This is a genomic window from Actinopolymorpha rutila (genome assembly GCF_013407855.1).
In the GTDB taxonomy this organism is placed as follows: Bacteria; Actinomycetota; Actinomycetes; order Propionibacteriales; family Actinopolymorphaceae; genus Actinopolymorpha; species Actinopolymorpha rutila.
Genome location: NZ_JACBZH010000001.1, coordinates 1 through 22,229, shown reverse-complemented (window position 1 = coordinate 22,229; position 22,229 = coordinate 1). Strand labels below are relative to the sequence as shown.

Annotated in this window: 18 protein-coding genes; 9 read left to right on the top strand and 9 right to left on the bottom strand. The window is 72.8% G+C overall.

What is annotated here, in order from left to right; all coding sequences use genetic code 11:
• Positions 1-36: 36 nt before the first annotated feature.
• The 3 genes from F4554_RS00090 to eccB all read right to left on the bottom strand — a co-directional run bounded on the left by F4554_RS00090 (position 37) and on the right by eccB (position 2,871).
• Complete coding sequence (locus tag F4554_RS00090; RefSeq protein ID WP_179785456.1) at positions 37-327, bottom strand: WXG100 family type VII secretion target; 291 nt, start codon at positions 325-327, stop codon at positions 37-39.
• A 69-nt stretch (positions 328-396) separates the two neighbouring features.
• The gene (locus F4554_RS00085) at positions 397-684 is read right to left on the bottom strand and encodes a WXG100 family type VII secretion target (protein ID WP_092651384.1); all 288 of its coding nucleotides are present in this window, start codon (positions 682-684) and stop codon (positions 397-399) included.
• A gap of 624 nt (positions 685-1,308) precedes the next feature.
• Complete coding sequence (gene eccB, locus F4554_RS00080; protein WP_179785455.1) at positions 1,309-2,871, bottom strand: type VII secretion protein EccB; 1,563 nt, start codon at positions 2,869-2,871, stop codon at positions 1,309-1,311.
• Positions 2,872-3,082: 211 nt separating this feature from the next.
• Here eccB and F4554_RS33360 point away from each other — a divergent pair, with 211 nt between their 5' ends.
• Together F4554_RS33360 and F4554_RS00070 are read left to right on the top strand one after the other, a co-directional pair.
• Complete coding sequence (locus F4554_RS33360; RefSeq protein WP_179785454.1) at positions 3,083-4,402, top strand: type VII secretion protein EccE; 1,320 nt, start codon at positions 3,083-3,085, stop codon at positions 4,400-4,402.
• Entirely contained in the window at positions 4,399-5,085 is a 687-nt protein-coding gene (locus F4554_RS00070; RefSeq protein ID WP_179785453.1) for a hypothetical protein, read from the top strand. Before F4554_RS33360 ends, F4554_RS00070 begins: the two co-directional genes overlap by 4 nt.
• A gap of 48 nt (positions 5,086-5,133) precedes the next feature.
• Here F4554_RS00070 and eccD read toward each other — a convergent pair whose 3' ends face one another.
• Complete coding sequence (gene eccD, locus F4554_RS00065; RefSeq protein ID WP_179785452.1) at positions 5,134-6,528, bottom strand: type VII secretion integral membrane protein EccD; 1,395 nt, start codon at positions 6,526-6,528, stop codon at positions 5,134-5,136.
• Positions 6,529-6,732: 204 nt separating this feature from the next.
• On the opposite strand from eccD, the gene eccCa reads away from it, so the two are divergent.
• Positions 6,733-10,827, top strand: a complete 4,095-nt coding sequence (gene eccCa, locus F4554_RS00060; protein WP_179785451.1) for a type VII secretion protein EccCa — start codon at positions 6,733-6,735, stop codon at positions 10,825-10,827.
• A 58-nt stretch (positions 10,828-10,885) separates the two neighbouring features.
• On the opposite strand, the gene F4554_RS00055 is transcribed toward eccCa, so the two are convergent.
• Positions 10,886-12,268: a S8 family serine peptidase gene (locus tag F4554_RS00055; RefSeq protein ID WP_179785450.1), complete on the bottom strand. Its 1,383-nt coding sequence runs from the start codon at positions 12,266-12,268 to the stop codon at positions 10,886-10,888.
• A gap of 279 nt (positions 12,269-12,547) precedes the next feature.
• Here F4554_RS00055 and F4554_RS00050 point away from each other — a divergent pair, with 279 nt between their 5' ends.
• From F4554_RS00050 to F4554_RS00040, 3 genes are all read left to right on the top strand, one after another.
• Positions 12,548-12,982: an ATP-binding protein gene (locus tag F4554_RS00050; protein ID WP_179785449.1), complete on the top strand. Its 435-nt coding sequence runs from the start codon at positions 12,548-12,550 to the stop codon at positions 12,980-12,982.
• A 93-nt stretch (positions 12,983-13,075) separates the two neighbouring features.
• The gene (locus F4554_RS00045; protein ID WP_179785448.1) at positions 13,076-13,852 is read left to right on the top strand and encodes a glycosyltransferase; all 777 of its coding nucleotides are present in this window, start codon (positions 13,076-13,078) and stop codon (positions 13,850-13,852) included.
• Positions 13,833-15,476, top strand: coding sequence for an MptA/MptB family glycosyltransferase (locus F4554_RS00040; RefSeq protein ID WP_179785447.1), 1,644 nt, complete (start codon positions 13,833-13,835; stop codon positions 15,474-15,476). Before F4554_RS00045 ends, F4554_RS00040 begins: the two co-directional genes overlap by 20 nt.
• Here F4554_RS00040 and F4554_RS33355 read toward each other — a convergent pair.
• Complete coding sequence (locus tag F4554_RS33355; protein ID WP_179785446.1) at positions 15,442-15,963, bottom strand: NmrA family NAD(P)-binding protein; 522 nt, start codon at positions 15,961-15,963, stop codon at positions 15,442-15,444. The two genes, F4554_RS00040 and F4554_RS33355, sit on opposite strands and share 35 nt — an antisense overlap.
• A gap of 87 nt (positions 15,964-16,050) precedes the next feature.
• Between F4554_RS33355 and F4554_RS00030 the strand changes: the two genes are divergently transcribed.
• Positions 16,051-17,145 (top strand): hypothetical protein, encoded by a 1,095-nt coding sequence (locus F4554_RS00030; RefSeq protein ID WP_202889077.1) that lies wholly within the window; start codon positions 16,051-16,053, stop codon positions 17,143-17,145.
• Positions 17,142-17,756 (top strand): hypothetical protein, encoded by a 615-nt coding sequence (locus F4554_RS00025; RefSeq protein ID WP_179785445.1) that lies wholly within the window; start codon positions 17,142-17,144, stop codon positions 17,754-17,756. Before F4554_RS00030 ends, F4554_RS00025 begins: the two co-directional genes overlap by 4 nt.
• Before the next feature lie 13 nt (positions 17,757-17,769).
• Here the strand turns inward: F4554_RS00025 and F4554_RS00020 are convergent, their stop codons facing one another.
• Positions 17,770-18,510 carry a PIG-L deacetylase family protein gene (locus F4554_RS00020; RefSeq protein ID WP_179785444.1) on the bottom strand — a complete coding sequence of 247 codons (741 nt, stop codon included), beginning with the start codon at positions 18,508-18,510 and terminating at the stop codon, positions 17,770-17,772.
• Between the two features lie 85 nt (positions 18,511-18,595).
• Here F4554_RS00020 and F4554_RS33350 point away from each other — a divergent pair, with 85 nt between their 5' ends.
• Complete coding sequence (locus F4554_RS33350; protein WP_202889076.1) at positions 18,596-19,447, top strand: peptidyl-tRNA hydrolase; 852 nt, start codon at positions 18,596-18,598, stop codon at positions 19,445-19,447.
• Here F4554_RS33350 and F4554_RS00010 read toward each other — a convergent pair.
• Positions 19,387-20,076 carry an HAD-IA family hydrolase gene (locus tag F4554_RS00010; RefSeq protein ID WP_202889075.1) on the bottom strand — a complete coding sequence of 230 codons (690 nt, stop codon included), beginning with the start codon at positions 20,074-20,076 and terminating at the stop codon, positions 19,387-19,389. The two genes, F4554_RS33350 and F4554_RS00010, sit on opposite strands and share 61 nt — an antisense overlap.
• A gap of 38 nt (positions 20,077-20,114) precedes the next feature.
• Positions 20,115-22,229: helix-hairpin-helix domain-containing protein (locus F4554_RS00005; RefSeq protein ID WP_476494852.1), on the bottom strand; the 2,115-nt coding region annotated here is incomplete at its 5' end.

The window sequence follows — 22,229 nt, the reverse complement described above, 5'->3', positions numbered from 1 at the left end:
AATCGTCGCTGCCGTACGGCGGCCGACACGAGCGGCCTACTGAAAGATCGTGGTGTTGCTGCGCTCGGTCGCGGTGTAGTTGTCGTGGACGTTCTGAACGGCGACGTGCAGCTGGTCGAGGACGCCGTTGAGCTCCCGGATCGCCTTCTCCCACTGGGCCTTCGCGTCCCAGTAGGCGCTCTTCGCGTCGCCGTCCCACTCCTGGAGCTTGGCTTCGAGACTCTTCTCCAGGTCGTTGGTCTCGTCCTCGACGCCGCGGTAGGCGAGCCGCAGGTTGGCCTGGAGGTCGAGCAGCGCCTGGCTGTTCCATCTGGTCAAATCACTCATGAACGTGAACCTCCCGTGCAGGTAGGGCGTGCTGAACTTCGTCGGAAGTGCGTCGGATCAGGGCCGCGATCAGGTCAGGCCGTTGAGGAGCTGGTCGATCTTGTTGACGCCTTCCTCCTGCTGTTGCTCCGTCGCCTCGTAGCTCATGCGCGCGGCGCCCATCTTCTCCCGCAGGTCGTTCAGGGCGTCGCAGACGGTCAGGAACTTCTCGTCGAAGGTGCCCATCACCCGGGTGAAGGTGGTGGCGGCGTTGCCTTCCCACTGACCGGCGGCTTCCCTGCTGTAGTCCTGCAGCTTGCCCTTGATGCCGACGATGACGTCGAACGAGTCGCCCACACGCTGGGCGGCCTCGGCCATCGCAGCTCTGTCTTGCGACGCTGCTCCTCCCACACCTACCTCCTCCGTCAGCCCGGTCGTGCCGGGCGGTGTTGTCGGCCGACGCCTCGTGGCGCCGATCCGGGATGTCGCGTGCGTCCGTGAGTCCGCTCGACCGCAGTCCCCGTGTCAACCGCGGTGCCGGGAGATCGTCGGCTGGGTTGGCACCCGACGCGAGAACACGCTAACGCGAAACGAGGTTTGGCCGGGAGCGGGAAATCTTCAGCTGTGGATAACTCCTCCGTCCGGCAACCTGTCGACGATCCCGAGGCGCCGCTGTACTCGGGGGGCTCCGGGAGGCCGAGGTTGCCCGGAGGCCGATGCGGCCGGGAGCGGTCCGAACCCGGGTGCGCGGCGAAGTGTGAAGACCTACGGGTGTCACAGCCCCCGTAGGTCTCACCACTTCAGGAAGGAAGCCCGGCCGGAACTGGAAGTGTGAAGCCCTACAGGGGTTCTGACCACCCGGTCCTCACACACGTCACCCCGTCCGCCCGCGCCGAAAGCCGGACCTCGCCCTTGCCGGGGCAGCGTTTCCTCACCCGCGGATTCTTCCGCGGAAGAATCCACGATCCGGTCCCCATGGCACACGCGGGACGGTCGGCTCCACTACTTGCCGGGCTCCGGGGCGAAGTGTTCGGAGCGGTAGGCGCCCTGCTGTGACAGCGCGGGACCGGGCGGTATGAGGTTCAGCAGCGTCGGCGGCACCGGCAGCGGGTGCGCGTCGGCGTAGCCGAGCCGGGCCAGGGTGTCGGTGTCGGGCACCGGGAACTTCACTCCGGACTCGGTGACGAGGTAGTAGCCGGAGGGCCGTACGCCCGGAGCCGGGAGCAGCGCGGCCAGCGCGCCACCGCCGGGCGGCACGAGCACCCGGGGCTGGTCCGACCCAGCCGACCCGGCCGAGCCGGCGCCCGACGGGAGGGTTCCGCCGGTGGTGAGGTGCATCCGGGCGCGGTCGCCGGACTGGTCGTTGTCGTACCACAGGCACAGCGGGGCGTCCGGGCTCGACGTGGTCGCGAGCCGCGGCGGTGTCGGCGGGAGGTCCTTCACCTGCAGGTCGTCGTCGGTGGGTGAGGTGTGCGCGAGTACGACACTGAACGCGATCTCGGTGAACGTGCTCTGTGCCTGGCCGCCCCCGGCGCTGGCCGCACCGGTGCCGAGCAGGATCTTCGCCTGTACCTCGCTGAGCCGGGCGAACCCGTCGGCGGTCATCACGTAGTAGCGGTCGGGGTCAGGGGTGTGGAAGAGCTGGCCGATCGTGGCGGACTCGCCGCCGAGGGAGACCGGGCTCGGCTCACCGCGGCGGGGTACGACGGGGCCGGCGAGATCCTGTCCGGCCGGCAGCGCCCGCAGCCACGCGGAGCTCACGGGTACGGCGGCCGAGGTGGAGTAGCCCAGGCTCGCCAGCGGGCGTTCGCCGACGGCGAGCCTGCGCCCGTGCCAGACGAGGTGGTGGCCGCCGTCCGGGCCGCGGACCAGCAGGGCCGCATCACCGACCTGGCGGCCGCCGACCGACTTCTCCGGCGTACCGATCAGCACCGTGACCCTCGGCGTGCCCGCCGCGTCGCCGCCCCCGCTACCCACACCGGCGACCGCCGTCGCGCACATCGCCCACGGCGCGGAGCGGATGCTGGTGGCCAGGGGTACCGACGTGGGCGCCTGCGCGATCCCGATCTCGGGTCCGCGTGGGATCCCGGCGAGCGACTCCCGGCTCACCGACACCTTCTTCATCCCGCTGCCCCGGATCAGCAGCGCGGACGTGGTGTTGCGTACCGGCACCAGGATCATGTTCGCGTCGTCGCCCTGCCCGGGCTGCCCCGGCGACTGCGGTGACTGAGGCGACTGAGGTGTCTGGCCGAGCTGTTGCGTCGTGGACCCGCCGGACTCGACGGCCGACCGCGGTAAGTAGAGGTAGAGCGCGCCGGTCTCCTTCTCCACGATCACCGAGGAGGCCGCGTCGTTCTTCCAGCGGGTGGACGAGCTGTTGCCCAGCCAGGCGTACAACGCCACTCCCGCGCACGCCAGCGCGCCGACCATGATGCCCGCGAACGTCGAGGTGGTGACCCGGCGCATCGGCTGCTCGATCGCCTCCGGGTCGTTGCCGAGCATGGCCGCGAGCACCCGGCGTACGAGGTAGCGGTACGCCTGGAGTTGGTCGCGTCGGGTCTGCATCGTGGTGGTGTTCCTCGCGGAGGGCGCTGCGCGGTCACTGCTTGCCGGGATACTTCGTGGGGCACTGCGGTCGCAGGTGGATCGGCCTCGCCGCCCCCGGCGGTTCCCGAGTCGGCGACACTACGATATTCCGGCGAGCCGCGACCACAGCGGCGCAGCCCGCGCAGGTGACACCCGACGGTGTGCCTCGGTCCACGGGAGGAGGGGTCCGGTGTCCGCTGTCCGCACCCCGCAACCAACCGCTCGCACCGGATCGTCCCCGGCGAACGGCCGCAGGCGCGACCGGCGAGGAGGCCGCGACGACCGGCGAGGAGGCTCGGCCGGCAGTTCGCGGCGACCGGGCCGGCTGCGCCGTTCCTATCCCGGACGCCACCTGGGCGCCCTCCCCGTCGCCACGCTCGTCGCGTGGCAGGTCGCGGTGGGTCTGCTCGCCGCCGGAGTGGCCGTCGGTGGCGTACTGCTGGTGCTCGGCGGAGTGGTGTTCCTCGCCGTCGCGCTCGGCACCGCGGTGTGGTGGAACGGCCGGCCGCTGTGGCGCTGGCTGGGCGTGTGGACGCGTTTTCGCCGGCGCAACGCGCAGGCCGCACCGGCCCCGCCGCACGATCCGGGGCTCGCACCGCTGCGGGAGTGGCTGCCGGCGTTCGAGTTGTCGGCGGTTGCCGGCCGACGCGGTGAACGCCCGGCCGGAGTCGCCCACGACGGCACCGGCTACGTCGTCGTACTCGGCCCGCGCGGTGACGACCTGATCGCCTCCGCCGACCCCGTCCGCGTCCCGTTGGGTGCGCTGGCCAGCGTCGGCGACGCCGAAGGGGTCCGGCTCGCCTCCGCGCAACTGCTCGTCCGCACACTCCCCGCGCCCGCGCCGACGTTGGGTGCCTACGCAGCCCAGCTCGGTGCGTCGTACGCCGAGATCAGCGGTGGTTCGACACCGGCGGCGACGTCCTGGTGGATCGCGCTGCGGCTGGAGCCGGGCCGGGACGGCACGTCGGTGACGCTGGACGGTTCCGACGTCGAAGCGGTGAGCCGGGCTTTGCGAACCACCGTCGGCTGGGCCACCAAGGTGCTGTCCTCGTCCGGGCTGCCCTGCCGTCCGCTGGACGAGGCGGAGCTACGGGAGGTCCTCGACCTCACCCTCGGCGTCGACCCGCAGCACGCGACCGGCGCCCGCCGCGAACGCCGTACCACCGAGTCGTGGCGCGGCTGGAGCTGCGACGGAGTCGCCCACGTCAGCGGCTGGCTGCGGAGCTGGCCGCGGGCGGGGATTCCGTCGATGTCCCGGTTGCTGGCGGCGATGGCCGGGTTGCAGGTGCGGTCCGCCGTGGCGTCGCTCGCGCTCACCTGGGCGCCCGACCGGACCGTTCGTACGACCACGTTCGTCCGCGTCGTCGCCGACGACGCCAAGCTCGCCCGCACGGCGTTCCGGCAGCTCACCAAGGCGGGCGGCCGGGCGCGGATCGGGGTCGTACGCCTGGACGGCGAGCAGTTGCCCGGCCTGATCGCCACGATCCCGATGGGCGGCGGCGCCCGGTGAGCCGCCGAACGCACCGGACCCACCTGCCCCAGGTGCAGGCGCACGAGACCCGGCTGGACGACCTGGACGACACCTCGCTCACCCTGCCGCCGGCCGGGCTGGTCCTGGGTTCGGGGCAGGCCGGCGCGCTGGTCGTACGACTGTTCCGCAGCGACCCGGTGCGCATCTGTGTGGTGTCCCGCGGCCAGTTGGCCCAGCTCGTCGCCTACCGCGCGATCGCGGTCGGCGCCCACGTCACCGTGGTCACCGACGCGGTGGCCGCGTGGGGCCGGCTGGTGTCGGCCGTTCCGCGCGGGCCGGCCTGGCTGACCGTGCTGCCGACGGGTGCCCGGGTGAGCGCCACCGGCAGCGTGGCGCGGCCCTCCCTGGTCATCGACGCCACCCGCGACCACCAGGCGCTGCCGCGGTGGGAGCAGGGTGACTGGCAGACGTTCGTGTCGGTGCAGACCGACCTCGAACCCACCGACGAGCAGCGGCTGCGGTCCTCGGACCTGCTGATCGCGCAGCGGGTGGAGCCGGCCGCCGCCGACGTGGCCCGGCGTGGGTTCGGCCTGGCCCGGGACCGCGCCTCCTGGCTCACCCAGATGCCGTCGGACGTCGTCGCGGTGGCTGCCGCCGGCCAGCTGGCGTTCGGTCAGCTCGGGCTGAGCGGGATGGAGCAACGGCTGTTCGGCGGCCGCTGAGCGACGCCGGGCCGGGGAGTCCGCTCGTCAGAGCTGTCAGGACCTCCGTCAGGACAGCAGGGCGATGATCGCGTCGTAAACACCCATCGCGCCGAACGCCAGCGGCACGACCGTGAGCAGGACGAGCACCTCGAACAGGTCGGTGTAGCGCGCCCAGTACGGCGACAGCCGCCGGCCGGGGGCGTTGACCGCCCAGGCGCCCAGCGCGGCGGCCACGACCAGGCACGGGATCCCCACCGCGAGCACCGTGGTGGCCCCGGAACCGCCGGTCGCCAGTCGCCAGACCAGCAGCGCGGCGCAGGCCACCCCGCCGCACACCAGCCACCGCCGGTGCGTACGGCCACGGAAGTGACGCGAGCGCAGGAACAACGCCAGTCCGGTGACGCCGACCAGCGCCGTGCCGAACCAGCCCGGCTGCCGGGTGAGGTGGACAGCGCCCACCGCGCACACCGTGGTGGTGGCGGCGACCAGCGCGGCCACCAGCCGGTCGGCGACGACGGCCTGTTGCAGGACGGTCGGCCCCGGCAGTACGCCGGACTGCCGGCGCAGGTCCTCCGAACTGGTAGGCAGCTGGGGCAGCGGGAGCTGGGCGAGCCGGGCACAGATCGTCGGCAGGAACGGCATCACACCCAGGGCGAGCGCCACCGTGGCGGCGGCCACGACACCGGCCGAGGCGGACAGGATCAGCACCGCCGCCGCGGCGAGCGCCCCGACCAGAGCGGTCGCCGCTACGCCGAGGAAGCCGTCCCAGCCGGCCGCCACCGCGAACGCCGAGACAGTCGCCAGCACGAGCACCAGCGCGCACCCGACCAGTGCCTGCGGCGCGCCGAAGTCGCCGAGCCGGTGGTCGCCGCCGAGCAGGAGCAGGCCGCCGACGCCCGCGTAGCCGACGCCCGCGGCGGCGATCAGCACGCCGGCATCCGGTTGGCCGAAGGCCCGCGACATCGCCGTACCCCCGCCGACCAGGCCGACCGCGGCGACCAGCGCGACCACCGACTGGAGCAGCCAGGAGGGGCCGGTGGCCAGCGCGACCAGCGCGCCCAGAGCGAAGAACGTGCCGGCCACCGACAGGGCCGTCGTCCGCGCGTCGGACGGCTGCCAGGCGGCCCGCCGCTCCCGGGTGGCCACCGCGACCGCGTCGGCCACGTCGTCGAACGCGAACTCCGGGATGGCCCCCTCGCGGTGGCGCAGGTGGAGCACGTCGCCGTCGCGTACGCCCAGGCCGGACAGGTGCAGCGACGGGTCGAACGACGACTCGCCGAGCCGCTGCAGCACCCACCCGCCGCGCAGGAACGCCGGGTCGTCGGGGTTCTCCCCGGCGTACCGCAGCAGGGTCGGCAACAGGTCGGCCAGCGGGGTGTCGGTGGGCAGGGCGAGGTCCATCCGGGTGCGTGGGGCGACGACGGTGACGCGACAGAGCTCCACGCCGCTGTTCGCGTCCACAGTTGATCTCCTCATCGCGCTGGGGCAGCCTGAAACCGGTGGGCCGGTGCCGACGCCCAGGGTCCTGTCCGTGCCGGGTCGTATTGTCTGCCATTGTCTGATACCGATCGACACCGATCGACACCGCACATCCATCGACACCGCACATCCACCGACACCGCACATCCACCGCACCCGACGGTCCGGCTGAGAGGGGGCCGCGCAGTGAGCACGGTGCTCTACCGTCGCCCCGGTCGCCGGCAGCCACCGGCGATGCCCAAGGGCGAGGTGCTGTTCGAGGCGCCACCGGAGCTGCCCGAGGCCACCCCCGGCGGGGCGATGCAGAAGATGTTCGGCATCCTGCCCATGCTCGGCGGCGGCGCGGTGATGGCGTTCATGCTGTCCAGCGGCTCCACCGGCAACAACTCCATGCGGCTGCTGATGAGCGGCACGATGGCCGTGTCCATGGTGGGGATGTACATCAGCCAGCTCGGCAGCGGTGGCAAGAACGGCGAGCGCAAGCACCAGGTCGACGGAAGCCGGCGCGACTACCTCCGTTACCTCGGCCAGCTCCGCCGACGGGTCCGCACCGCCGCCAACCGGCAGCGCGAGGCGCTGGAGTGGCGCTACCCCGAGCCCGACAGCCTGTGGGTGCTGCCGCTGAGCCGGCGGCTGTGGGAACGCCGGCCCGCCGACCGCGACTTCGGCCACGTACGCGTCGCCAAGGGCGTCCAGCGGTTCGTCCTGCAGTTGATCGCGCCGGAGACCAAGCCGGTGGAGGATCTCGAACCCGTCGCCGCGGGTGCCCTGCGCCGGTTCATCGCCACCTACCGCACCGTTCCCGACGTGCCCGTCGCGGTGTCCCTGCGTGGCTTCGCGCACGTACGCATGGACGGCGACCCGCAGGCCGTCCGCGGCCTGGCCCGGGCGATGGTCGCGCACCTCGCGGCCTTCCACGCGCCGCACGAGTTCGTCGTCGCGTCCTGCCTGGCCCCGGATCGGCGGGCCGACTGGGACTGGCTCAAGTGGCTGCCGCACGCGTTGCATCCCACCGCCACCGACGGCGCCGGCCAGGTGCGCCTGGTCACCTCGTCGCTGGCCGAGCTCGAACGCCTGCTGGCGCCCGAGCTGGCCAACCGCCCGTTCTTCTCCGCCAACGGCAAGCCGCTCACCGACCAGCCGCACGTCGTCGTCCTGGTCGACGGCGGGCACGCCAGCACCGACGCGCGGTTCCTCAGCGCGCCGCCACAGGGCGTGACGGTGATCGACCTCACCGGCAACGCCGTCCGCCGGTTCGGTGACGGCGTGATGCGGCTGCGGGTCACCGCCGACCAGGTGTTCCACGTCCCCGCGGGTGCCGACGACGACCCGGACGCGGGCGGCAAGGAGAGCCTGCTCGGCCGGCCCGACGAGCTGACCGTCGCCCAGGCCGAGTCGTTCGCCCGCCAGCTCGCCCCGCTGCGGTCGGCGCTGGTGGGGCCGACCGGCGTGATCGAGGAGCAGGCGGAGGTGGAGGAGGAGAAGCCGCAGTACGAGCTGGAGCTGATGAGCCTGCTCGGCATCCCCGACGCCAACCACCTCGACCCCGACGTCATCTGGCAGCCGCGTCCGCGTCACGACCGGCTGCGCATCCCGTTCGGGCTCACCCCCGACGGTCAGCCGGTGGAGCTGGACATCAAGGAGTCGGCCCAGGGCGGTATGGGCCCGCACGGACTGGTCATCGGCGCCACCGGTTCGGGCAAGAGCGAGGTGCTGCGCACGTTCGTGCTCGGCCTGGCCGTCACGCACTCCCCCGACGCGCTCAACCTCGTCCTCGTCGACTTCAAGGGCGGCGCGACGTTCCTCGGCCTGGACAGCCTGCCGCACGTCTCCGCGGTCATCACCAACCTCGAGGACGAGCTGATCCTGGTCGACCGGATGCAGGACGCCCTGGCCGGTGAGATGAACCGTCGCCAGGAGCTGCTCCGGCAGGCCGGCAACTACGGCTCGCTGCGCGACTACGAGGACGACCGCGCCAAGGGCAAGCCGCTGGAGCCGATGCCGTCGCTGTGGATCGTGGTCGACGAGTTCAGCGAGCTGCTGTCGGCGAAGCCGGAGTTCATCGAGCTGTTCGTGATGATCGGACGGCTGGGCCGAAGCCTCGGCGTGCACCTGCTGCTGGCCTCCCAGCGGCTGGAGGAGGGCAAGCTGCGCGGCCTGGACACGCACCTGTCCTACCGCGTCGGCCTAAGGACCTTCTCGGCCGGTGAGAGCCGGGTCGTGCTCGGTGTTCCCGACGCCTACGAGCTGCCCCGCGAGCCTGGTGGCGGCTACCTCAAGGTCGGTACGGAAGGCCTGGTCCGCTTCAAGGCCGCCTATGTCGGCGGGACCTACGAGCCGTCCGGGCCGGCTGCCGGACCGGGACGCAAGCCGCCGCCGAAGCCGGGCGAGAAGCGCTGGGTGCCGCGGATCACCGCCTACACCACCGACTACGTCGAGCCCGAGATCGTGCAGGCGCCGGAGGAGCTCGAGCCGGAGCCCGCGGAGGTGCCGGCTTACGCCCAGCAGGACCGGCCCGAGCCCCGGGTGCTGATCGATCTGGTGGTCGACCAGCTGAAGACCATGGGCCGGGCCGCACACCAGGTGTGGCTCCCCCCGCTGGACACCCCGCCGACCCTCGACTCGCTCCTGCCCGGCCAGCTCACGGTCAGCCCCGACAACGGCCTGAGCGTCGACTGGGAGGGGCGTGGGCGGCTGCAGTCTCCGGTCGCCCTGGTGGACAAGCCCTACTACCAGCGCCGGGACCCGATGTGGCTCGACCTGGCCGGAGCGGGTGGCCACGTCGGCATCGTCGGCGGACCGCAGTCCGGAAAGAGCACGCTGCTGCGCAGCCTGATCGCGTCGTACTCCCTCACCCACCGGCCCGACGAGGTGCAGTTCTACTGCCTGGACTTCGGCGGCGGCACGCTGTCGGCCCTGCTCGGGCTGCCGCACGTCGGCGGGGTGGCCACCCGGCTCGACGCGGACGCGATCCGGCGTACGGTCGGTGAGCTGACCGCCCTGCTGGAGCAGCGCGAACGCGCCTTCACCGACGCCGGCGTCGACTCGATCGCCACCTACCGCCGGATGCGCCGGCAGGGCAGGATCCAGCCCGACCGGTTCGCCTCCGACGTGTTCCTCGTCGTCGACGGCTGGGGCACGGTCCGGGCCGACCACGAGGCCGTCGAGGCCGCCGTCACCACGCTGGCCGCCCGAGGGCTCGGGTTCGGCATCCACGTGGTGGCCACGGCGAACAAGTGGTCGGAGTTCCGGATGGCGATCAAGGACCTCATCCAGACCCGGCTGGAGCTCAAGGTCGGCGACCCGTACGACTCCGAGATCGACCGCAGGGCCGCCGCCAACGTCCCCGCCAACCGCCCCGGGCGCGGACTCTCACCCGAGCAGCTGCACTTCCTCGGCGCGCTGCCCCGCATCGACGGGGTGGAGGACGCCGAGGACGTCGCCGACGGCGTGCACGCGATGGTCGCCGCGGTCGCCGACGCCTGGCAGGGTCCGGCCGCGCCGCCGGTGCGGCTGCTGCCGGAGGAGCTTCCGCTGCTGAGCCTGCCGCAGGCGGGTGCCGACCCGCGGCCGGGCGTCCCCATCGGCATCGACGAGGACGAGCTGGCGCCGGTCTACCTCAACCTCGACGAGGAGCCGCACCTCGTGGTGTTGGGCGCCAACGAGTGCGGCAAGTCCAACCTGCTCGAGGTCATCGCCCGCGGGATCGTCGACCGGCACCCGCCCAGCGAGGCGCGGTTGATCATCATCGACTACCGGCGTGCGCTGCTGGACGCGGTGAGCGGTGACCACCTGATCGGTTTCGCCGCGTCCTCCGACGCCGCGACGTCGCTGCTCAAGGACGTCGGTGCGGCGCTGCGCAAGCGGCTGCCCGGTCCGGACGTGACGTCGGAGCAGCTGCGCAACCGAACCTGGTGGAAGGGCTCGGACCTCTACCTCATCGTCGACGACTACGAGCTGGTCGCCACCTCCTCGGGCAACCCGCTGGCGCCGATCACCGACCTGGTGAGCCAGGCCCGCGACATCGGCCTGCACGTGATCCTCGCCCGTGGCTTCGGCGGCGCGGGCCGGGCGATGTACGACCCGATCGTCCAGCGCATCCGGGACATGGGCAACCCGGGCCTGATCATGTCCGGCACCAGGGAGGAAGGCCAGCTGTGGGGTGGCGTGCGGGGTGCACCGCTGCCACCCGGACGCGGCACGCTGGTGAGCCGCCGCCTCGGCACACGGTTGATCCAGACGGCGTACGTCAAGGGCTCGGCCGACCACCCGCTCCCCTGACGCTTGCCGGCCACGCGCGGATGAGCCGCGCGTTCCGCCGGGGGCTTCGGAACGGGACCTATCGTTCGGCGTTCGCGTCCGCGCCGGGTCGCCAGCCGCGCGCCCGGCCCCGCCGGGCCACCGCGACCCCGGCGAGTACGAGCAGGGTGAGGGCGACCGAGGCCCCGCCGACGCCGAGCGCGACCGTACGCGGCGTCGAGTCGGCATCGTCGGGCGTGGGAAGCGGGGCGATCGCCGGACCGGTCTGTGGCCGCCGTGTGGTGCCCGCCTCGGGGAGCAGCTGCGTCAGCGCCTCGTACGGATTGATCATCCCGTAGCCGTAGCTTCGGTCCGGAAGGTCCAGGCCCGGATGGTCGGCGGTGTCCTCGATCAGCTGCTTGACCTGCACCGGCGTCAGTCGGTGGTGGTACTTCTCGACCAGCAGGGCGGCGAGGCCGGAGACGAACGGCGCCGCGAAGCTCGTCCCCTGCTGGCCTCGCTGGTAGTTCGTCACGGGGGCGGTGCTGGTGAGGTTGGTGCCGGGCGCGACGACGGACACCGGAACCGACGTGGTGCTGAAGTCGGCGACCTTGCCCTGTTCGTCGACCGCGCCGACCACGATGAGGCCCTCGTACCCCTTCTCCGCCGCGAACTCCGCCGGCCACTGCTCGGCGTTGCCCTGGTTGCCCCCGGTGTTCCCCGCGGCGGTGACCACCACCACGCCCTTGTCCAGGGCGTAGCGCACGGCCTGCCCGAGCGGGTCGTACTCGTTGCCGGTGACGACGGACACGTTGATGACGTCGGCGCCGTTGTCGGCGGCGTAGCGGATGCCGTCGGCGAGCGCGGCGGCCGAACCCTGCTCCGGTCCGGGAGCGACGCGTACGGTCAGGATGTCGGCGAGTGGCGCTACGCCGCGCAGGCCGGACCCCGCCGTCTGCCGGGCGGCGATGATGCCCGCGACGAGGGTGCCGTGCCCGCTGGGTGCGCAGTCGCGCCACGGCGGGATCGGGGTGTCCTCGTCCTGGACGAAGCTGGCCGCGTGGGGTGCGCGCGCGGGTGTGAGCTGGCGGTTGCGGAAGTCGACGCCGGTGTCGACCACGGCGACGGTGACGCCGCGCCCGGTGGCGAAGGAGTTCAGCCGGTCAAGCTGGAGGCGGTCCTGTGCCCAGGGCTGCCCGGCGGTCGACGCGGGACCCGCGTACTGGTTGCGGCAGTCGTTGTTCAGGTAGCGGCTGGGGTCGACCGGCGCGTTTCCCGCACCGGCGTCGTCGCCCGGATCCGCGGTGTCGGTGGGAGTGGGAGTAGGACCAGGAGCGGGCGTACGCGTGGGCGTGGGCGTGGGGTTCGGCGCGGCGACCGCCGACGTCGGCGAGGTCAGCGCCGGAACCATGGTGGCGAGCGCGAGCGCCAGCGCGGGTAGGATGCCCGCTGCTCGCACGGTCCTGCCGTTCGCCCACGTCACAGTGGGCGAGGTTACCGGGCGTCGTCAGGTGCATCGGTGGAGCCGTCCACAGCCATCCACAGTCGTCCGTTCGATCGTCCGGCGTGGTGGTCCGAGCGTCCGTCTTCCCTGGCCACATCCGGAAAACCACCGCCTGTGACCCCGCGTGCGCTTGCCCGGACAACTCCTTGCCCGGGCGAGCGAGGGTTTCCACCCCCGTCGGTGCGGGAAGCAAAGCGTCATGCCTACGCGGGATGGCACGGCACAAAGGTGTGGCGAGCGGAGGTCTAAGGAGAAGGCGTGACTGTGGTATCCGTCGAGAGTTCGACGAGCTCCACTGCCTTGGTGCTGCCGTTCGAGGTCGCCAGCGCCCGGGCGGCACGGCGACGGCTGGCCGCCGACCTCCGTGCTGCCGGCATCGCGTCCGACGAGGTGCACGACGCGGTTCTCGTGCTCAGTGAACTCGTCGGCAACGCCCTCCGGCACGCGCGTCCCCTTCCCGCCGGTGCGTTGCGGGTGACGTGGAGGCGGCATCCGCACCGGCTCGAGGTGAGCGTCACCGACGGGGGCGGGCCGACCGAGCCGCGCCCGTTGGAGTTGCCGGCGTCCGCGCTGGGCGGTCGCGGGCTGGCGATCGTCGACGACCTGTCCGCCCGGTGGGGCGTACGACGTGGCGACCGCACCACCACCGTGTACGCCGTGCTCGACCTGACGCCCGGCACCAGCCGGACCTGACGCGCGCCGCGCACTCACTTTTCGTCGCCTGCCCGCGCGGACAGCCGCTCGCTTCACCGGCGCCCACTTCGTAACACCCCCTAGGCTCGTGCCGTGTCCGTTCCTACGTCTCCGCAGGCGGCCCGGGTAGCGGTCGTCATCCCCGCGCGCGACGAGGCCGCACGGGTGGCCGCGACCGTTCGCGCGGCCGGGAAGGTGACCGCCGTCGACCTGGTGGTCGTGGTCGACGACGGCTCCCGGGACGCCACCGCTGCGCACGCCCAGGAGGCCGGTGCGGTGGTCGTCGGCCACCACCGTCCACGCGGCAAGGCGGCCGCGCTGGCCACCGGTGCGCAGGCGGTGTCGGCGATCGAGGCGCGGGAGAACCCCACCGATCCGCGGCACCTGCTGTTCCTGGACGCCGACCTGGCCGAGAGTGCGGCCCGGGCGGAGTCGCTGGTTCGCCCGGTACTGGACGGAACCGCCGACGTCACCATCGCGGTGATGCCGCCCCAGACCGACGGCCCCGGTGGCGGGCACGGTTTCGTCGTCCGCCTCGCCCGCGCAGGTATCGACCGGGCGACCGGGTGGCAGGCCACCCAGCCGTTGTGCGGGCAGCGGTGCCTGAGCCGGCCCGCACTGGACGGCGTCAGCCCGCTCGCCCGCGGGTTCGGGGTCGAGGTGGGGATGACGATCGACCTGCTGCGCAGGGGTTTCCGGGTCGCGGAGGTGCCGGTCGACTTCCAGCACCGGGTGACCGGGGCCGACTGGCGGGGTCAGCTCCACCGCGGCCGGCAGTGGCTGCACGTCGCCGAGGCGCTGGCCCGGCGGGGTGTCGTACCCCTTCCGACCCTTCCCACGCTTCCTCGTCGTGACCGACGTACGAACTGACCGGGCCGGCGGGTCGAGCCGGGCAGGCGGGTCCAGCCGAGCCGGTGGGTCGAGCCGGGCAGGACGGTTCGCGGTCGTCAGCCTGGGCGCGAGCCTGGCGCTGTTCACCGTCACCGGGCTGCTCGGCCCGTCCGTCGTCGCGCTCACCCTGCCCCAGCGGGCGGCGTGGCGGCCGCCGTACTGGTGGGACGCGCATCCCCCGCCCTGGCTGGTGGTCACGCTCGCGCTGACCGGGCTGGCCGTGGGTGCCCTCGGCGTGTACGCCGGTCTGCGCGCCCTGTCCGCCGGGTGGACCCCGGCTCCGCGCCGGCTGATGGCGCTCGGGGTCGCCGGGGTGACGGCGTTGACGCTGGTGCCGCCGATGGCGTCCGGAGACGTCCTGATGTACGCCGCGTACGGCCGGATCGCGGCGCGCGGCGGGGATCCGTACCTCACCGCACCGGCCGAGTACGTGCTGCACCGAGCCGACCCGGTGGTCGCGGCGACCGAACGGCCCTGGCAGACCGCGACCTCCGTCTACGGCCCGGTGGGCACCTGGCTGCAGCAGGCGGCGGCCTGGCTGGGCGGCGGATCCACGCACGCCACGGTGCTCGGCCTGCAGGTCACGAACTCGATGGCGTTCGTCGCCGTGGGGCTGCTGGCGGTACGGCTGGCCGGGCGGACGCCGCGGGCGCGGGCCCGCGCCGTGCTGTGCGTCCTCGCCAACCCTGTCCTGGCCTGGCTGGTCGTCGCGGGCGGGCACAACGACGCCCAGGCGGTGGTGTTCGCGGTGGCGGCGCTGGTGGTGGTCCGCCGGTCGCCGTTCGCGGCCGGGCTGCTGGTCGGCCTCGGCGGAGCGGTGAAGCTCACCGTCGGGCTGTACGGCCTGGCGCTGCTGTGGGCTCTGCGCCGGTCTCCGCGGGCTACGGCGGCACTGTGCGCGGGGTCGCTGCTCACGCTCGTCGGGACGTACGTGTTCGCCGGGCCGCACGTGTTCGACCGGGTGCTGGCGGCGCCGAGTTTCGTGTCGTCGGGTACGCCGTGGCGGTTGCTGTTCGGGCCGCTGTACCTGTTCGTGCTGCCGATGCCCGCCGCCCGTGCGGTGATCGCCGTCGCCTCCGCGGTGACGACCGTGCTGCTCGCGGCGTTGTTGTGGCGGGTCGTGCCGCCCGCGGTGCGCGAGCCGGTGGCGGAGGCGATGCGGGGGCGGGGGCGCGGGCGCACGGCAGATGACGCTACGTCGGATCCGACGTCAGATCCGACACCGGAGGCCGTCCGGGTGGCCGCCGTACTCTGCCTGGCCTGGGTGTTCACCACGCAGTACAGCCTGCCGTGGTACGACCTGCTCGCCTGGGCGCCGCTGGCCGGACTCGTCGCCGGCCGGCTCGACTCGATGGTGCTCGCCCGCACGGCCATGATGGCCGCGGCGTACGTGCCGGGCCGGGTGGTCGACCTGCCGGCCGCGGTCGGCTTCGTGACCGACCGGATCCGCGACACGGTGACGCCGCTGGTGCAGATCGCGATCCTGGTGTGGCTGGTCCGCTGGTGCCTGGCCCACCGCGACCGGCCGCCGACCGGCGATGACGTACGGCTGCGTTCCGACCGCCTGCCTAGCGCGGAAGGTGCCGGGTCAGGAACTCCGTGAACGTCAGCATGTCCGGGTGCCGCGCTCGAAGTGCCGCGATGTCGGCCTGGTAGCCCGCCTCGGCGAACCACTCGTACATGCGCGACGTGATCGGCTCCGCGTGGTAACGCGTGCGGGCGCCGGTCACCTGCTCGAACGCCGCCGCGATCTCGGGCAGGGTGAGCTGGTCTCCGGCGAGTTCGAACCGGCGGCCGAGGTAGGCATCGGGGTGGTCGAAGGCGTCGGCGGCGAACCAGCCGATGTCGTCGGCGGCGACCAGTTGCAGCGGCCGGTCCGGACGCAACGGCAGGTTGACGACGCGCTCGTCGTCGGCCACGTCGAAGTGCAGCAGGTTGTTCGTACACCGTCCGCAGGACCGTCGCGGGCAGCTCCAGCCGGGCGATGTGGCGTTCGACCTCGGCCTTGGTCTCGAAGTGGTCGACACCGGTGTGGCGCCGCCCTGGTTGCCGGTCGCTCCGGTGACCAGGACGCTGCGAGTGTCGGGCACGGTGAACTCCTCACATGAGCGGCGGAAATTGTCGCACGAATCGCCACCGGCGTTCGGCCACGGCGCGTCGGTGGAAATGGGTCTGCCATGACGGCACTCGTCGACACGCCGCCCCTGACGAGGTGGCACGGCCTCGCCCGCGAGCACGGCGTGGCCTGGAACGATCTGGTCCTGGTCGCGGTCAACCTGTACGGCATCCGCACTCCGCTCGGCGCCCGGATCCGGCTGCTGGTGCGGGTGGCCGGGGAGCGGGAGTCCCGCGTGGTCGTCGTACCCGCGGGCCGCCCGGACTCGCCGTTCGAGCTCGTCGAGGACCGGCTGTGCGTCGACGGCCGGACGCTTGCCCGGGTCGAACGCCGGGCCGTGGACGACGCGGTGCCGGGATACCTGCGCTGCTGGGACGGCCGGCGCTGGCGGGCCGCCACGCTCAACCCGAACGCGCGCAGCCGCTGTACCGGTTGCGCGTTCTGCCCCACGACGCTGGAGGACGCGGTCGATCCCCGGCTGCGGCTGGAGGACGAGATCGCCGCCCTGCTGGCCGGGCTGGCCGCGCAGTTGCCGCCCGGCGGGACGCTTCGTGACCTGGCGGAGGTGACCATCTCCACCGGTTGCTTCCACACCGAACAGGCCGCCCTCGACCACCTGCGGACGGTGCGCCGGGTGCTCACCGAACACGGCCTCACGCCCCGGATCGGGTTGCTCACTTCGGTCCTGCGCAGCCGGGAGGCGTTCGACGAGATCGCCCGCGAGATCGGTCCGTTCCTACTGTTCCTCACCGCCGAGTGCGCGTCACGGCGGGACGTCCTGCTGAAGGCGAGCAAGGCGAGCTTGACACCGGAGGAGATGCCGGGCCTGCTGGCCCGGGCGCGGGCGGCCGGACTGCGGACGTCGTTCACCTACGTCGTGGGCCTGGATCCGTATCCGCTGATGCGCGACTTCCTGCGCACGCTGCTCCCGCACTGCACGGTGTTCCCGTCCGTACAGGTGTACCAGTCACACACGCCGCTGATGGACCTGCTGCGCGCCGAGGATGCCGGTGAGCTGGCGTACTACCTCGACATCCGGCGCGAGATCGAACGCGCCGCCGCGCCGCGCGGCCTGGTGCCGCAGCGATGGCGGTGCTACCGGCCGCTGTGGTACTCGACGTACGCGGGCCGGCCGCTGACCGGACCGTGCCGATGAGGGAGTCCACGCGGGTGAACGGGTCCACACCGACGAACGAGTCCACGCGGATCGCTGTCCGCGGGCGCAGGCACGACCACGCGGGCGCGACGGCGTACGTGCTGGACCGCCGGCTCAGCGGGTACGACAGCTACCGGCCGGCCGTGCTGCTGCTCACCGAGTCGCAACCGTCGGAGACGTCGGTGGGGTCGACGCGGCTGACGTGCCGGGCAGTGCGGGTCCGCGTTCTCACCCTGGACGACGTGACATTGGTCTGTCTGCTGGCCGCGAGAGGTGCGGACGCTGCGGACGGTGCGGACGGTGCGGACGGTGCGGACGGTGCGGACGGTGCGGACGGTGTGGACGCCTCGCCGGACTCGGACTGGTTGCCGGAGTCCTGGGAGGGCACGCTCGTCCTGCCGGAAGGCCGGCGCCGGGTGGACGTACCGGCCGACCTGGCCGCCGCCCTCGCCCGCGCGGGCATCGACGCCGACCAGGTGGGTGAGGCACACCTTCGGCATCTGGTGGGGTACGTCACCGAGGCCGGGCCCGGGTCGACGCGCGCGGCCCGGGTGAGCGCCGCCGTGTCCGCCGTACGCCGTGAGGTCGGTGGCCGACCGGTCAGCGGCTGACCCGGCTGAACCGTCAGCGGCTGAACAGTTCGAACGACACCGCCGACCGGCCGCCGAACCGCTCCGCCGCGCCCTGCGTGTAGCTGGTGAGGTGCTCCCGGGCGTACTCCACCGGATCCCGGTCGTCCAGCGCGCGGATGTAGGCGCGGTGCTCGGCGAGCGAGGCCACCGCCCGGTCGAGGGTGTCGGTGACGTCGACGGCGTGCGAGGCGTACGGGGAGGAAGCCACCGCGACGTAGCGGACGCCGTTCCAGGGTTCGTGGCCCTCGTCGACGAGTTCGGGGAAGATCCACCGGTTGCCCGCGTCGCCCGCGGCGTCGAGCACGGCCCGGCCGACCGCGCGGTGGTCGGGGGTGTTCCAGCTGCCCGGCGTTCCCCAGCCGTCGTGGTGGTTGAGCGTGAGCAGGAGTTCGGGCCGGTGCCGGCGGATCGCCCGGGCGAGGTCGCGGCGCAGGCGCGTGCCCTCCTCGATGACGCCGTCGGTGTGGTCCAGGAACTCCACACTGTCGACCCCGACGACCTTGGCGCTGGCGCGTTGCTCGCGTTCGCGGACCTGCAAGGCCTGCGCGGGTGACATGGTGTCGATGCCCGCCTCGCCTCGCGTCACCAGCAGGTAGCTCACCTCGTGGCCGGCTGCGGTCCAGCCGGCGATCGCACCGGCCGCGCCGTACTCCAGGTCGTCGGGGTGCGCGACGATCGCCAGGCAGCGTTGCCAGTCGGTGGGCATGGGCGCGAAGTCCGGCTGCTCGCTCATCGAGACCTCCTTGTCGGCGGCGCGTTTCGGCGTTCCAACGTACCCGCCCGGACGTGCGCCACGCGGCCGCACGGATACTGGCCCGGTGACCGAACCCGTCCAGCCCAGTGAGTCCGGCCTGCCCGCGCAAGGTGGGGTTGACGAGGCTCCCGACCCGATGGCCGCGGTGCACTGGTGGCGAGAACACTGGCGCAACCTCGCGTGGATCGGGCAGGCGGAGCGGGACGACGACGAGCCGTGGGCGCTGCCGCTGGTGGTCCGGGTGGAGAAGGCGAGCATGCCGACCCACGAGGACGCGCTGGCGGCGTCGGCGCTGGCGGTCGTACGACTGCTGGCCGACCGCGACAGCGCTCCGGGCGGGCCGTGGCACGCCGACCTCGAACGCTGGATGGACGGCCGGATCCGCAAGGTCGTACGCCGTGCACGCGGGATCCGGTGGACCGAGGTGGAACGCCTGCCGGGGATCACCGCCCGTTCCGGCGGCGCGGAGGTACGCGCGCTGGCTCCGCACCCCGTGGCGCGGCCGCCGGTGGAGGTGTCGAAGCTGCAGGTGGAGGGGCTGGACCTGGCGCACGCCGAGGACACCGAGGACGCCGACGCTGAGCGGCTCGGTGGGGTCGAGGAGGCAGGGGTCGCCGAGCAGGCCGGTGGGCCGGTGCTGTCGATCGTGCTCGCGCCGGGCGTACGGATGTCGACCGGAAAGGGCTGCGCCCAGGTCGGGCACGCCGCCCACCTCGCGCTTCTCGAACTCGACGAGCAGACCGTCGCCGGGTGGGCGACCGCGAACTTCCCGCTGCGGGTCGTGACGGCGACCCCGGAGCGGTGGCGCCACATCGTCGACGGCGAGGTGGCCGCCGCGACGGTACGCGACGCCGGCTACACCGAGGTCGAGCCGGGCACCTGCACCTGCGCGGCCACCTTCGCCTCGCCCGGCTGACCTCCCTTGCGGGCTTGGGCAGCGTCGCCCAGTGCCGCACGCAGGCTGTCCGGGCCGGTGTAGGTGAGCCCCTGCATGCCGAGGGCTTGGGCCGCCTCGACGTTGCCGGGCTGGTCGTCGACGAACAGGCAGCGGGAGAGGTCCACGCCGACCACCGCCGCGGCGTACCGGAAGACGCGCGGGTCGGGTTTCACCACCCCGATCCGCGAGGTGTTGACCACCGCGTCCAGGTGCGAGGTGAGCCCGAGCGAGGCGAGGTCGCGTTCCAGCCGGGTCGTCGCGTTGCTGACCAGGACGACCGGAACGTGTGTACGCGCCGCGACGAGCAGGTCGAGCACCCCGGGGTCGACCCGGCCGACGGGCGCCGACCACCCGTCGACCGCCGCCTGGGCCCGGGCGCGTCCCCCGTGGCGTTCGGCGAGGTCGTCGACCACACCTGCCCGCCACTGCTCGTCGCTGACCAGGCCGGTGATCGCGGGGAGCAGCCGGTCGGGTGCGAACGCGGCCGCCGCCAGGGCTCCGGCGGGCAGGCCGTTGGCGGCTTCGGGGTCGGCCATGGCCTCGGCGTCCCAGATCCGGAGTACGCCGTCCAGGTCACACAGGAGCGCGTCGAAGGTCAACTGGTGCACGGCCGCGATGATCCCACGTCGGCGGACGTCGCGGGACGTCAGCGGAAGTCGCGGGACATCGTGGCGATGGTGAGCGGCAGCCGGCTGAACTTCTCGGCCACCACGTTGGTCACGCCCTCCACGCGTTCGAGGCGGCCCCGGATCAGCAGGGCGGGGGAGTCGCGGGCGACCCGGCGGTGGCGGTTCCACACCGCCTGCGGGCAGATGACGTTGACCATCCCGGTCTCGTCCTCGAGGTTGAGGAACGTGACCCCGCCGGCGGTCGCCGGTCGCTGGCGGTGGATGACGACGCCGCCGACCAGTACGCGCCGGCCGTGTTCGGTGGTGCGCAGCCGAGCGGCCGGGATCACGCCGAGCTCGTCGAGCTTGTCGCGTACGTGCCGGGTGGGGTAGTCGTCGGGGGAGATGCCGGTGGCCCACAGGTCGGCCATCACGCGTTCGGCGGGGTTCAGGTCGGGCAGCAGCGGGACCTGCTCGTGCCGCTCCTCGCGTAACGACCCGGCGGGTTCGGGGACGCCGCCACGTGCGGGCCTGGGAACCCTTCCCTGCTTGGGCTTCGCGGCCGGACCGCTGCCCTGCTTGGCGTACGTGCCACCGGACGGCAACTGATCGGGGCGTTCCTGGGCGGCGCTGCCGGCGACCCACAACGCCTCCCGCCGGGACATCCGGAAGCACCCGAACGCGCCCGCTGTCGCCATTGCCTCCATCTGCACCGAGGTCAGGCCGACCCGCCGGACCAGGTCGGCCTGGTCGGCGAACGGCCCATGCGCGGTGCGCTCGTCGACGATCCGCCCGGCCAGGTCGGCGCCGATCGAGCGGATGCCGGCCAGCCCGAGGCGTACGGCGTGCCTCCCGTCGCGCCGGTGCCGGGCGTCGTCGATGGGCGCCTCAGGATCGAACTCCCCGACCGGCGGGTGGTAGGTCTCCACACACGCCGGATCCCCGGTCGGCCCCCCGCTGGGTAGCTCGGCCGGAGAACTCGGGTCGAGGAGCTCGAGGTCGGCGTGCACCCCGGACAGGTGCAGGTCGGCGCCGCGTACCTCGACCCCGTGCCGGCGCGCGTCGGCCACCAGGCTCTGCGGGGAGTAGAACCCCATCGGCTGGGCTCGCAGCAACGCGGCCAGGAACATCGCGGGGTAGTGCAGCTTGAACCACGAGGACGCGTAGACGAGCAGCGCGAAGCTGATCGAGTGGCTCTCGGCGAACCCGAAGTTGGCGAACGCCTCGATCTTCTCGTAGATCATGTCGGCGGTGTCGCCGGTGATCCCGCGCGCGGCCATCCCGGCGTACAGCTTCTGCCGAAGCGAGGAGATCTTCTCCAGCCCGCGCTTGGAGCCCATCGCCCGGCGCAGCAGGTCGGCGTCGTCGCCGGTGCACCCGCCGACCTCCATCGCGATCTGCATCAGCTGTTCCTGGAAGAGCGGGACGCCGAGGGTGCGTTCGAGCGCGGGGGCGAGCGTGGGATGGGGCGGTGTCGGCGGCTCCTGGCCGAGCTTGCGGCGGATGTACGGGTGGACGGCGCCACCCTGGATCGGGCCCGGGCGGATCAGGGCGATCTCGATCACCAGGTCGTAGAAGCGGCGCGGTCGCAGCCTGGGCAGGGTCGCCATCTGCGCCCGGCTCTCCACTTGGAACACCCCGACCGAGTCGGCCCGGCAGAGCATGTCGTAGACGCCCGGCTCCTCCTTGGGAATGGTGGCCAGCGTCCAGTCCTCGCCGAGGTGCTCGCGGACGCCCTCCATCGTGTAGTGCAGGACGGCGAGCATGCCCAGCCCGAGCAGGTCGAACTTCACCAGGCCCATCCACGCGCAGTCGTCCTTGTCCCACTGCAGCACCGTGCGGCCGTCCATCCGGCCGTGCTCGATCGGGCAGACTTCGCCCACCGGCCGGTCGGTGAGCACCATGCCGCCGGAGTGGATGCCGAGGTGGCGCGGGAACGTCAGCAGTTGCTCGGCCATCGACACCACCGGTGGGGGGATGTCGCTCTCGACCGTGGCGGTCGTGCCCCACGAGTCGACCTGCTTGGACCAGGCGTCCTGCTGACCGGGGCTGTGCCCGAGAGCCTTGGCCATGTCGCGGATCGCCATCTTGGGCCGGTAGGTGATGACGTTGGCGACCTGGGCGGCGTTGTAGCGGCCGTACTTCTCGTAGAC